8 protein-coding genes are annotated in these 12862 nt (G+C 71.2%); 6 read left to right on the plus strand and 2 right to left on the minus strand.

The window, feature by feature from the left end; translation table 11 throughout:
* The first annotated feature begins 20 nt into the window (after positions 1-20).
* From K1J60_RS28180 to K1J60_RS28205, 6 genes are all read left to right on the plus strand, one after another.
* A complete protein-coding gene (locus K1J60_RS28180; RefSeq protein WP_220648635.1) occupies positions 21-1274 on the plus strand; it encodes an ATP-grasp domain-containing protein in 1254 nt (417 codons plus the stop codon).
* Positions 1271-2614, plus strand: a complete 1344-nt coding sequence (locus K1J60_RS28185; RefSeq protein ID WP_220648636.1) for an amidohydrolase family protein — start codon at positions 1271-1273, stop codon at positions 2612-2614. Before K1J60_RS28180 ends, K1J60_RS28185 begins: the two co-directional genes overlap by 4 nt.
* Positions 2611-3837: an MFS transporter gene (locus K1J60_RS28190; RefSeq protein ID WP_220648637.1), complete on the plus strand. Its 1227-nt coding sequence runs from the start codon at positions 2611-2613 to the stop codon at positions 3835-3837. Before K1J60_RS28185 ends, K1J60_RS28190 begins: the two co-directional genes overlap by 4 nt.
* 140 nt (positions 3838-3977) lie before the next feature.
* The gene (locus K1J60_RS28195) at positions 3978-7730 is read left to right on the plus strand and encodes an ABC transporter ATP-binding protein (protein WP_220648638.1); all 3753 of its coding nucleotides are present in this window, start codon (positions 3978-3980) and stop codon (positions 7728-7730) included.
* Positions 7731-7825: 95 nt separating this feature from the next.
* The gene (locus tag K1J60_RS28200) at positions 7826-8206 is read left to right on the plus strand and encodes a hypothetical protein (RefSeq protein WP_220648639.1); all 381 of its coding nucleotides are present in this window, start codon (positions 7826-7828) and stop codon (positions 8204-8206) included.
* Between the two features lie 140 nt (positions 8207-8346).
* Positions 8347-9777: a S28 family serine protease gene (locus K1J60_RS28205; RefSeq protein ID WP_220648640.1), complete on the plus strand. Its 1431-nt coding sequence runs from the start codon at positions 8347-8349 to the stop codon at positions 9775-9777.
* A 74-nt stretch (positions 9778-9851) separates the two neighbouring features.
* Here the strand turns inward: K1J60_RS28205 and K1J60_RS28210 are convergent, their stop codons facing one another.
* Together K1J60_RS28210 and K1J60_RS28215 are read right to left on the minus strand one after the other, a co-directional pair.
* On the minus strand, positions 9852-10475 hold the full coding sequence (locus tag K1J60_RS28210) for a hypothetical protein (protein ID WP_220648641.1): 624 nt from the start codon (positions 10473-10475) through the stop codon (positions 9852-9854).
* 237 nt (positions 10476-10712) lie between these two features.
* Complete coding sequence (locus K1J60_RS28215) at positions 10713-12515, minus strand: glycoside hydrolase family 3 protein (RefSeq protein WP_220648642.1); 1803 nt, start codon at positions 12513-12515, stop codon at positions 10713-10715.
* Positions 12516-12862: the final 347 nt, after the last annotated feature.

Genomic DNA, 12862 nt, shown 5'->3' on the forward strand with positions numbered 1-12862 from the left:
CCTCTTCAAGGAGTCCTGACATGCACATCCTCATGATCGAGTGCAACCCGAACGGCATGGCCGGTATCGCCAACGCCCTGGACCTCGGCCACGACGTCACCCTCGTCTCGGTCGACCCCGACTTCTACCTCGCCGTCTCGCCGCTCACCGAGGCCGCCTACGCGCACCCCAACTGCCAGGTCATCAAGAGCGAGAAGGCGTTCTCCATCGAGGAGCTGACGGCCCTGGCCCGCGAGGTCCACGCCGAGCGCCCGGTGCACGGCGTGACCACGTACAGCGAGTACCACACCGTCCACACCGCCGCCGTCGCCGAGGCGCTGGGCCTGCCCGGGATGAGCGTCGACGGCGCCCGCAACGCCCGCCACAAGCACCTCACCCGCCTCACCCTCGACGGCACGGGCATCCGGCAGCCGCGCTTCGCGCACGTCTCGGACATGACCAAGGTCGAGGCGGCCGTCCGCGAGGTCGGCTTCCCCTGCGTGGTGAAGCCGTCCGACGGCACCGCCAGCCTGCACGTCCTGCACCTGAAGGACGAGGACGACCTGACCGCGTACCTCGCCGAGCTGGCGGAGGTCGTCGACTACGGGCGCGGCGTCGTCCGTATCCCGGACATCCTGATCGAGGAGTTCGTCCCCGGCGAGCTGATCTCGGTCGAGTCGTGCGTGCTCGGCAAGGGCGAGGTCGTCAACCTCGGTCTGACCGACCGCCCGCTGAGCGGCTTCCCGCACTTCATCGAGATGGGCGCCACCTACTTCACCGGACACCCGCTCCAGGACGAGCTGTTCGAGATGACCACCAAGGTCCTGAACGAACTGGGCGTCGACTTCGGCTTCATCCACACCGAGTTCCTGCTCGGCCCCGACGGCCCGGTGCTGTGCGAGGTCAACGGCCGGCTCATCGGCGGCATCGTGCCGAGCCTGATGCAGATCAGCTCCGGCGTCGACGCCTACCTGGAGGTCATCCGCCAGGCCCTCGGCGAGCGCCCCGAACTGCCCTTCCCCGGCGAGACCATCGCGGGCGGCCACTGGTTCGGCTCCCCGGTCGCCGGCACGGTCGAGTCCATCGGCTTCGACGGCCTGAAGGACCTGCCCGGCTTCCACAGCGCCCTCGCCTACAAGAAGCCCGGCGTCGAGGTCAGCCGTCTCTCCAAGAGCAACTTCGACTGGATCGGCCACATCATCTTCACCGGCGCCGACCGCGACGAGGTCAACAAGCGCAACGAGGAGGCCCTGGACGCCATCGACCTGCGCCTGAAGGTCGAGGTGGCCCGATGAGCGAGGCCGCATCCGGCCGCACGGGGACGGTCACCCTGCACGGGGTGGCCGTCCCGGCCCTCGACCCCGGGGCGCTGTACGACGTCACCACGGAGAACGGCGTCTTCACGGCCTTCACGCCGACCGGCCCCCGGCAGGGCGGCGAGCACGAGCTCTGGCCCGGCTACACCGAGACCCACGCCCATGTCTCGCTCCCCGCGAACTGGGACGACACGGTCGAGGACCCCCGGATCGTGGCCCTCCAGTACCTGTACCACGGTGTCACCCACGTCGTGGACATGTTCGGTTTCCCGCTGGTCGCCGACGCCTGGGCGGCCGGCCGCGAGGCCTCCCCGTGGCCGTACCCGGAGATCGCGCACTGCGGCTACGCGGTGACGGCCACGACCGACGCGGCGGGCCGCACCGGCCACGGCGTCGAGTTCCCGGCCCCGGTGCACATGCTGGCCGTCGAGTCCGACCTCGACCACGCCCTGCGCGCCAACGCCGAACGCGGCGGCACCTTCCTGAAGGTGATGTTCACCGACGGCACCGAACAGCCCGGCAGCCCGGTCCGCTTCTCCCGCCTGTCCGAGAAGGTCCTGCGCTTCACCGCCCGCATGGCGCGGGAACGCGGTGTCACCGCGGTCATCGACTGCAACACCCTCCAGGAGACCCGCTGGGCGTACGAGTGCGGCTTCCGCCTCTTCGCCCACACCGTGCGCGACCGCACCCTCGACGACATCGACTGGAAGGAGTTCGAGGGGGCGCGCTTCGTGTCCACCCTGGCCGGCCTCCGCCCGATGATCATGACGGGCGAGGAGTTCCTGACCGAATACTCCCGCGAGGGCTTCGCCGAGACCCAGGACGTCCGCAACCTCGACTTCGTCAAGGGCATCGAGAAGCCGTACGGCATCGAGTACGGCGTCCAGGAGACCCGCACCGCCGCCCTCGCCGACATGCGCCGCAACGCCCTCGCGGCCCTGGGCCGGGGCGACCTGCTGGTCGGCACCGACTCCGGCAACACCGGCGCGTACCACGGCTACTCCCTGCTCAGCGAGCTGGACCTGCTGCGCGGCGACGACACCGCACTGGACGGGATGCTGCGCCACCAGGCCACGGTCGGCGGCCGCCGTTACTTCGAGGAACTCAGCGGCGACACCACGGGCGCGCACCCCCTGCGGGCCGGCGCCCCCGCCACGTACAACCTCCTCCACCCCTGCGCCCCCGACCGCCCGCTGTCGGCCCTGCCCGTCCGCACGGTCGTCCGGGGCACGGAGATCGACCGCCCGGCGCTGGCCCGCGAGATAGCGGATCTCCGCGCGCGCATCGCCACCACCGACCTGAAGGGAACGGCCGCGTGACCATCGAACGCAGGCGGGCACTGATCGGCGTGAACGCCGGCATCTTCCTCGCCCACATCGGGAACTTCATCTGGTTCCCCGTACTCGTCGCCTCCCTCGGCGGCACCGACAGCGGCTTCTGGGCCGGGGTCGTGATGTGCATGACCTACGTGGGCCGCCTCGCCGCGACCTTCTTCTACGAGGGGGTCGCGGCCCGGATCGGCATCCGGGGCGCGGTGTTCGCGGGCACCGCGACGGAGGCGGTGGCGCTGGGCCTGATGGGCTTCGGCAGCGGTGTCGTCGTGTACAGCGTGCTGGCCCTCTTCATCGGCCTCGGCTCGGGCACGGCCTTCCCCGGGCTGAAGAACATCCTCGTCTCGTACCCCGACGACGAGCGCCCGAAGGCCTTCTCGACCTTCCAGATGTCGGCGCAGGTGGGTCTCTTCGGCGGTGCGCTGGCCGGCGGCCTCCTCGCGGACGTGGACCTCCGTACTCTCTTCTCCGTCGTCTTCGCGATCTTCATCGGCTTCTGCCTGGCCGCGTCGGCGTTCATCCCGAGGGACGGCTTCGGGAGCGTGGACAAGCCGGTGGACCGGGTCCCCCTGCTGAGCACGGCGGTCTTCAAGGGCATCGAGGTCCGCGGCGCCACCCGCTACTTCCTGCTCTCCGCCGTCTTCTGGTTCCTCTCCATCGGCTTCATGGTCGGCATCCCGCTGCACATGGAGGAGTACGCGTCCGGATGGGCCCCCTCGGCACCCTTCTGGATCACCGGCCTGACGGTGCTGGTGCTGCAGTACCCCCTGTTCAAGTTCCTGATCAAGCACCTGCGCCCGGGGGCCGTGATGGCGCTGGGTCTGGCGGGCATGGTCGTGGCGTTCACGGCGTTCGGCGCGGGCCGCACCGCTCCCTGGGTGGTCGTGGGCTGCCTCACCGTGGTGCTGGGCGAGATCCTCTTCGTCCCCTCCTTCGACATCTGGATCGCCCGCAAGGTCCCGGCGGACCGCCTCGCCAAGGCCATGGGCGCGATGCACTTCTTCCGCAGCGCCGGCAACATGATCGGCTCCCTGCTGGCCGGCCTCCTCTTCGACCTGGCCCTGTCCTGGGACGTCCCCGGCGCGAACTGGTACATCGCCGCGCTGATCGCCGCCGGGTGCGCCGCGATCTGCCTGTTCAGCGGGGACGAGGAGACGGCGGAGGAGGCCGTCGAGACGGCCGAGGAGGAGCGGGCGGAGGCGTCGGCTTAGGTGGGGGTTGTGGGCCCGACCCCGCCGACGAACCCCCACCCCCGAGCCACTGGGCGCCGCCCGATTGTTGCGGCGGGATGAAATCCGCAGCCCCCCGCGTTGGTGTCTTGCGGAGACCAGGACGAACGGAGGGCACCGGCGTGGCAGCGCAGCAGGGGGGCGACCGAGGTTGGGCGCGCAGACTGGCCGGATACGCCTGGCGGTACCCCAAGGACGTGATCCTCGCCCTCGGCTCGTCACTGGCCGGTATGGCCGTGATGGCACTGGTCCCCCTGATCACCAAGGTGATCATCGATGACGTGATCGGGGACAAGACCCGGGACATGGGCCCGTGGGCGGCGGCCCTGATCGGCGCCGCCCTCCTCGTGTACGTGTCCACCTACATCCGCCGCTACTACGGCGGCCGCCTCGCCCTCGACGTCCAGCACGACCTGCGGACGGAGATGTACGGCACGATCACCGGGCTCGACGGCCGCCGGCAGGACCAGCTGTCCACCGGCCAGGTCGTCGGCCGCGCCACCAGTGACCTCCAGCTGATCCAGGGCCTGCTCTTCATGCTGCCGATGACCATCGGCAACATCCTGCTGTTCCTGATCTCCCTCGTGATCATGGCGTGGCTGTCCCTCCCGCTCACCCTGGTCGCGATCGCCGTCGCCCCCGCCCTGTGGTGGATCGCCCAGCGCAGCCGCACCAAGCTGCACCCCGCCACCTGGTACGCCCAGGCCCAGGCCGCCGCCGTCGCGGGCGTCGTCGACGGCGCCGTCAGCGGCGTACGCGTGGTGAAGGGGTTCGGGCAGGAGGAACAGGAGACCGGGAAGCTCCGGGAGGTCGGGCGGCGGCTCTTCGCCGGGCGGCTGCGGACCATCCGGTTCAACTCCCGGTACACCCCCGCCCTCCAGGCCGTCCCCGCCCTCGGCCAGGTCGCCATGCTGGCGCTCGGCGGCTGGCTGGCCGTGCGGGGCCACATCACGCTCGGCACGTTCGTCGCCTTCTCCACCTACCTCGCCCAGCTGGTCGGCCCGGTCCGCATGCTCGCCCTGGTCCTCACCGTCGGGCAGCAGGCCCGAGCCGGTACGGAACGCGTCCTGGAGCTGATCGACACCGAGCCGACGCTCACCGACGGCACGAAGGCCCTCCCCGCCGACGCGCCCGCGACCGTCGAGTTCGACGACGTGTCCTTCGGGTACGAGGGTGCCGACGGCAAGATCAGGCCCGTCCTCGACGGCCTCAGCTTCGAGATCCGCCCCGGCGAGACCCTCGCCGTCGTCGGCTCCTCCGGCTCCGGCAAGTCCACCGTCTCGCTCCTCCTGCCACGCTTCTACGACGTGACGCACGGCGCCGTCCTCATCGGCGGCCACGACGTCCGCGAACTCACCCTCGACTCGCTGCGCGCCGCGATCGGCCTGGTCCCCGAGGACTCCTTCCTCTTCTCCGACACGGTCCGCGCCAACATCGCGTACGGCCGCCCGGACGCGACCGACGAGCAGATCGAGACCGCCGCCCGCGCCGCCCAGGCGGACCGTTTCATCGCCGAGCTGCCCGACGGCTACGCCACCAAGGTCGGTGAGCACGGGCTCACCCTCTCCGGCGGCCAGCGCCAGCGGATCGCCCTCGCCCGCGCCCTCCTCACCGATCCGCGCCTGCTCGTCCTCGACGACGCGACCTCGGCCGTGGACGCCCGCGTGGAGCACGAGATCCACGAGGCCCTGTCCCACGTCATGGAGGGACGCACCACCCTCCTCATCGCCCACCGCCGCTCCACCCTCGGCCTCGCCGACCGCATCGCCGTCCTCGACGAGGGCCGCCTCGCCGACCTGGGCACCCACGAGGAGCTGGAGCGCCGCTCGGCCCTCTACCGCCGGCTGCTCACCGACCCGGACGAGCTGGGCGGTGTCTCACCCGGCCACCTCCCGCCGACCTCGCTCGCCAAGGCCGAGGACACCTCCGCACGCGACTCGATACGGGACGAGCTGGACGCCGAGTTCGACGCCGAGCGCGGCATCACCCCCCGGCTGTGGACGGGCGACCGGGAGCCCCGGGACACCGCCTTCGACGGCACCCCCGCCACCCCCGAACTCCTCGCCCAGGTCGAGGCGCTGCCCCCGGCGACCGACACCCCCGGCGTCGACGAGGCCCGCGCGGTCGCGCCGGAGGAGTCGTACGGTCTGAAACGGCTGCTGCGCGGCTTCGGTCTGCCCCTGCTGTTCAGCCTGGCCCTGGTCGCCGTCGACGCGGGCATGGGCCTGCTGCTGCCGGTGCTGATCCGGCACGGCATCGACGACGGGGTCTCCCAGGCGGCCCTCGGCGCGGTCTGGGCCGCGTCCCTGCTCGGGCTGCTCGCGGTCGGCGCCCAGTGGGCGGCGCAGATCGGCGAGATGCGGATGACCGGCCGTACCGGCGAACGCGTCCTCTACTCCCTGCGCCTGAAGATCTTCGCCCAGCTCCAGCGCCTCGGACTCGACTACTACGAGCGGGAGTTGACCGGCCGGATCATGACGCGGATGACGACGGACGTCGACGCCCTCTCGACCTTCCTGCAGACCGGACTGGTCACCGCGTTCGTCTCCGTCGTCACCTTCTTCGGCATCATGGGCGCCCTGCTCGTGATCGACGTCCAGCTCGCCCTCGTCGTCTTCGCCACGCTCCCGCCGCTGATCGTCTGCACGGTCTTCTTCCGCCGGGCGAGCGTGAAGGCGTACGAGCTGGCCCGCGAGCGGGTGTCCGTGGTCAACGCGGACCTCCAGGAGTCGGTGGCCGGGCTGCGGATCGTGCAGGCGTTCCGCGGCGAGCGCGCGGGCGGCGAGCGCTTCACGGCCGGCAGCGACAGCTACCGCCGGGCCCGCGTCCACGGCCAGTGGCTGATCTCGATCTACTTCCCGTTCGTGCAGTTCCTGTCCTCGGCCGCGGCGGCGGCCGTCCTGATCGTCGGCGCCCACCGCGTCGACGCGGGCACCCTCACCACCGGCGCCCTGGTCGCCTACCTCCTCTACATCGACCTCTTCTTCGCCCCCGTCCAGCAGCTCTCCCAGGTCTTCGACGGCTACCAGCAGGCCACCGTCTCCCTGGGCCGCATCCAGGAACTCCTCCAGGAGCCGACGTCGACGAAGGCGGCCCCCGAACCCCTGGAGGTGCGGTCCCTGCGCGGCGACATCGCCTTCGAGGACGTGGACTTCGCCTACGGTTCCGGCGACGGGGCCGAGGAGGCCCTCAGCGGCGTCGCGCTGTCCATCCCCGCCGGGCAGACCGTCGCCTTCGTCGGTGAGACCGGCGCCGGCAAGTCGACGCTGGTCAAGCTGGTCGCCCGCTTCTACGACCCCACCGGCGGCCGGGTCACGGTCGACGGCACCGACCTGCGCGACCTCGACCTCACCTCCTACCGGCACCGGCTCGGTGTCGTCCCCCAGGAGGCGTACCTCTTCCAGGGCACGATCCGGGACGCCATCGCCTACGGCCGCCCCGAGGCCACCGACGCCGAGGTGGAGGCCGCCGCCCGTGCCGTCGGCGCCCACGACATGATCGCCACGCTCGACGGCGGCTACCTCCACGAGGTCGCCGAACGCGGCCGGAACCTTTCCGCCGGACAGCGTCAGCTGATCGCGCTGGCCCGCGCGGAGCTGGTCGACCCCGACATCCTGCTGCTCGACGAGGCGACGGCGGCCCTGGACCTCGCCACCGAGGCCCAGGTCAACCACGCCACCGACCGCCTCGCCGGCCGCCGCACGACCCTGGTCGTCGCCCACCGCCTCACCACGGCCGCCCGCGCGGACCGCGTCGTCGTGATGGACCACGGCCGGGTCGCCGAGGACGGCACCCACGACGAACTGCTGGCCCGCGACGGCCGGTACGCCGCCCTCTGGCGCACCTTCGTGGGCGAGCCGGCGCTGCGGTCATAGGGGACCTTCGGAGCGTTTCGCCCCGCGCGCGCAACCGTTCGAGGGGGGTCGTGCGTCCGTACATCAGTACGGTCGTGTGACGGGAGGGGCAGCGGGTGAGCAGGCGGGGGACGCGTCGGCCGACGGCGCTCGTGCTGGCCGTACTGACGATCGCAGGTCTGCTGACCCTGGCGGGCCCGGTGGCGAGCGCCGAGGCCGCCGCCGCGTCGTGCCCCGGACGCAAGGTGCGGACGCTGACCTTCGACACCGGCACCGTGCGGGTCTACCGCAAGGGCAGCCGCTATGTCTGCGCCGTCCTCGTGCCCAGGAAGCAGGCCCGCAAGGGCACCATCCGCATCCGGGCCTGGGGCGGCCAGTGGGTCCTCAACAAGAAACGCCCCGCGGGTCCGGTGACGGTACACGCCGGCCGCCGCGCCGTGTGGATCAAGGCCCGCGCCGGCGGCGAGACCTTCGACTCGGGCTGGATCCTTCGCTGAACCTCCCCCGCCGCACAGGGTTTTCCCTATCGCTCCCATCTGCGGCCGAAAGCAGTCCAGTTGGCCCCTTTCTTCCCTGGTGCCCCGGCACTCGCTCCGATAGCTTCCGGCGCACAGCAGCTGCATAGGGGAGAGAACGCATGCGCAAAGCACTCGGATGGGTGCTGTCGCTCGTGGTGCTCATAGGCACGTTGAGCACGGCGGGGACGGCCCACGCCGCGGGGTCGGACGCCGGTGACATCAAGGACCGACTGCTCGCGATACCGGGGGTGAGCCTGATCGAGGAGAAGCCGTACCCGGGTTACCGCTTCTTCGTCCTCAACTTCACCCAGCCGGTGGACCACAGGAACCCGAAGAAGGGCACGTTCCAGCAGCGGATCACCATGCTGCACAAGGACACGGCCCGTCCGACGGTCTTCTACACCGGCGGCTACAACGTCTCCACCAACCCCGGCCGCCGTGAGCCCACGCAGATCGTGGACGGCAACCAGGTCTCCATGGAGTACCGCTTCTTCAACCCGTCCCGGCCCGACCCGGCCGACTGGTCCAAGCTCGACATCTGGCAGGCGGCCAGCGACCAGCACCGGATCTTCAAGGCGCTGAAGAAGATCTACGGCAAGAAGTGGATCTCCACCGGCGGCTCCAAGGGCGGCATGACGGCCACCTACTACGAGCGCTTCTACCCGAAGGACATGGACGGCGTCGTCGCGTACGTCGCCCCCAACGACGTCGTCAACAAGGAGGACTCGGCGTACGACCGGTTCTTCGCCAAGGTCGGCACCAAGGAGTGCCGCGACCGGCTGAACGCCGTGCAGCGCGAGGCCCTCGTCCGTCGTGAGCCGCTGGAGAAGAAGTACGCGGAGGTCGCCGCCGCCGAGGGCTTCACCTTCAAGACGGTCGGCAGCCTCGACAAGGCGTACGAGGCGGTCGTCCTCGACTACGTCTGGGGCTTCTGGCAGTACAGCAAGCTCGCCGACTGTGACAGCGACGTCATCCCGAAGGACGCCAAGAAGGCCACGGACGACGAGATCTGGACGTCCGTCGACACGATCTCCGGCTTCTCCTTCTACACCGACCAGGGCCTGGAGCCGTACACGCCGTACTTCTACCAGGCCGGTACGCAGCTGGGCGCGCCCACGATCCACTTCCCGCACATCGAGAAGAAGTACATCCGCTACGGCTACCAGCCGCCCCGGAACTTCGTGCCCCGGGACATCAAGATGAAGTTCCAGCCGTACGCCATGCGGGACGTCGACACCTGGGTCCGCAACAACGCCAAGCAGATGCTCTTCGTCTACGGGCAGAACGACCCGTGGGGCGCCGAGCCGTTCCACCTGGGCAAGAAGGCCCGCGACTCGTACGTGTTCACGGCCCCCGGCGCCAACCACGGTGCCAACGTCGCCGGTCTCGTCGAGGCACAGAAGGACCTGGCCACCGCCCGGATCCTGCAGTGGGCGGGCGTCGCCCCGGCCACGGTCCAGCAGGACCCGAGCAAGGCGAAGCCGCTGGCGAAGTTCGACTCCAAGCTCGACAAGCGTGACGTCGAGCGGGAGCCCGCGCTGCGGCCGTAGGACGCCTGAGCGTCACAGCAGCACAGAAGTCGAGCCCCGGGACCGCCGAACAGCGGCCCGGGGCTCGACCCCTGTCATACGGGTACCGCGCACCCCACCGGTCGGCTGCCGCCCAACCGCACGTACAGGCCGGTCGTGGCCGGGCACTGCGCCTCGGTGTCGACGGCCGTCGTCACCTCGTACTCGGGAGCGTGCTTGCCCCCGCCGTCGCAGGCGGTCTCACGGACCTCGCCCCGGCCGGCGCCGTAGACGCAGTCGCCGACGATGGTGCGGGGGCCGCCACCGCCGCCGGGATCGCCCGGGTGCGGCGGCTGGAGCCCCCGCATACAGGCGTAGCCCTGCGGTACGGAACCGTCGCCGTCCTCGTCGTAGCCGTCCTGTTCCCCGGTGGACTCGCTGATGTGCAGGACGAAGTCGGTCGTCGGCGGGCACAGCGGCCCCTGTCCCACCCGGCCGTCGTGCCGGGCCACGACCCGGGCGGCGGCCCGCTCGCTCGCGCAGGGCACCTCGGTGAAGCTGGTCGTCCCGAACGAACTGCACTCGTCGACCCCGAGGAACACCGTCCCGTACCCGGCCGGCCGGGTCGGCGGGTCCGTCGTGGTCGCGGCCGCCCGCTCCCCGGGCTGCTCCTCGCCGACCCCGCCCGACCAGGCCTGACAGCCGGAGAGTGCCGCGACGGCGAGTATCACGGCAGCCACGAGCACCTCCGTGCACACCTGTCGAACGAGACACACCTGTCGAACGAGACACACCCTTCGCATGGCCACCCCCCGACGAACCCCTGTCCAGCGTGACCCCGTGGCGAGGGCCACGCCAGACATACCGTGTGCTTTGCGCCACTTGGGGGTGGTGCGCGAGGAGTGCGGCGTAGGCCCCGTACGTCAGGGGCCTTACGCCGGGGTCCGCAGGTCAGGGCCGTACATCAGTTCCTGACGTCAGGGTTCGTACGTCAGGCCGTGCCCGAGGGGGAACAGCACCCGCGCCGGGTCGTCGGCCCGCTGCACCGGCACCGGCAGCCTCCCGTGCGGCGCCACCCGCCCGGCCAGCACCCGCGCCGCCGCCCGCACCTCGACGTCCGTCCAGGAGTACGCCGCCAAGTAGCCCTTCACCTCCGGTAGTTGCGCCACGTCGTACGGGTTGCGGATCGCGACGGCCACCACCGGCACCCCGGTGGCCAGCAACCGCGCGACCAGGGTCCGCTGGGTGCTGCCCGCCGTCACGTTGTACGTCCCCACGACCACCGCGTCCTTGCCCCGGGCCGCCGCCACGGCCTGGTCGATGAGGGCCTGCGTGGGTGCCGTACCGGTCGACAGGCTGGTCGCCGTGAAGCCCAGGGAGGCGAGTTCGGCGGCGAGGACGGCCGTCGGCGGTCCCGTGGTGCCGGACGGCGAGGTCGGGTCGGCGCCCACCACCAGCACGTTCCGGTGCGTACGCCGGGACAGCGGCAGCAGCGAACCCTCGTTGACCAGGAGGGTGGTGGTCCGTTCGGCGATCCGGTCGGCGGTGTCGAGATGCCGCCGGATCCCCACCACCCGCTCGACGCCGGCGTCACTCACATACGGCCGCTCGAACAGCCCGAGCTTCGCCTTGAGCCGCAGGATCCGCAGGATCGACTCGTCGAGCCGCGCCTCGGTCAGTTCGCCGGCGCGTACGGCGGCGAGGACCGCGTTCCACGCCACGTCGATCGAGGGCGGATTGAGGAGCTGGTCCACGCCCGCCTTCAGCGCCAGCACCGGCACCCGGGCGTCCCCGTACTTCTCCCGCACGCCCCGCATGTCGAGCGAGTCGGTGACGACGACCCCGTCGTAACCCAGCTCGCCGCGCAGGATGCCGGTGAGGATCGGCCGGGAGAGGGTGGCCGGGTCGCCGGAGGGGTCCAGGGCGGGGACCATGATGTGCGCGGTCATGATCGAGTCGATGCCGGCGCGGATCGCGGCGCGGAACGGCGGGGCGTCCAGAGCCGTCCACTGCTCCCGGGTGTGCTCGATGACAGGAAAGCCGTAGTGACTGTCGACGGCCGTGTCCCCGTGGCCCGGGAAGTGCTTGGCGGTCGCCGCGACCCCGGCGCCCTGATACCCCTTCACCTGCGCGGCGACCAGCCCCGCGACCGCCTCCGGGGCGGCGCCGAAGGAGCGTACGCCGATGACGGGGTTGGCCGGGTTGACGTTCACGTCGGCGACGGGGGCGTAGTCCTGCCGGATGCCGATCGCCCGCAGCTCGGCTCCGCCGACGCGTCCGGCCTCGCGGGCGTCCGCACGGGACCCGCCCGCGCCGAGGGCCATCGCACCCGGCAGCAGGGTGGCGGGCTCGCCGACCCGGGCCACGATGCCGTGTTCCTGGTCGGTGGAGACGAGGACGGGCAGGCCCCGGGGAAGGCCGAGGGAGGCCCGCTGGATGCCGTTCGACAGGGCGGCGATCTGGTGCGGGTCGCGGGTGTTGTGCGCCCAGGAGAAGTAGATGATCCCGCCGACCCGGTACTTCTCCAGCAACTCGGCGGCCGTGCGCACGCCCAGCTGCTGGAGGTTGGCGTCGACGTCGGCCTGGTCCGGCGCGGTCGCCGAGTGCCCGTAGACCCGCATCACGAAGAGCTGGCCGACCTTCTCTTCGAGGCTCATGCGGGCGACCAGGGCACGGAGCTTCGTGTCGTGAGGGCGGGCGCCGGCCTGTGCGTCGGTGCCGAGGGCCAGGGCCGAGGTGACGCCTGCCGTGGCGGCGAGAACGGTACGTCTGGAGGGCACGTGCGTCGCTCCTTCCGGAGGACTGAAGGAAACTTCCAAGGTGTCACGATTATCCGGGAAGTTTCTTCCGGTCAAGGGAACGCACGCACGGGGACTGAGGGGCCGTCACCGGCGCAGTGGAGGGGGGCGCGCCGGTGACGGCGTGCGGCCGGCCGCAGGCGGCGGAGAGGGTTGGTCAGCGATCGCAGCCAGTAGCGAGGCCGACACCGCACTGCGGAGACTCATCCGGCGGCATGGGGGTTGGACGGGGTGGGGTGGGTTCGGGTTCCCGGGGAGGGGGCGTTTTCGGAAGTTGGTGCGGGTGGGGTGGGTGTTGCGCCTTGGGGCTCGGGGGGTGCGGTTCGTCG

Source organism: Streptomyces akebiae (assembly GCF_019599145.1).
Classification (GTDB): Bacteria; Actinomycetota; Actinomycetes; order Streptomycetales; family Streptomycetaceae; genus Streptomyces; species Streptomyces akebiae.

Coding starts and splice junctions, on each gene's coding strand:
- K1J60_RS28205 (WP_220648640.1), top strand. CDS start 8,347: ATGCGCAAAGCACTCGGATGGGTGCTGTCGCTCGTGGTGCTCATAGGC.
- K1J60_RS28180 (WP_220648635.1), top strand. CDS start 21: ATGCACATCCTCATGATCGAGTGCAACCCGAACGGCATGGCCGGTATC.
- K1J60_RS28185 (WP_220648636.1), top strand. CDS start 1,271: ATGAGCGAGGCCGCATCCGGCCGCACGGGGACGGTCACCCTGCACGGG.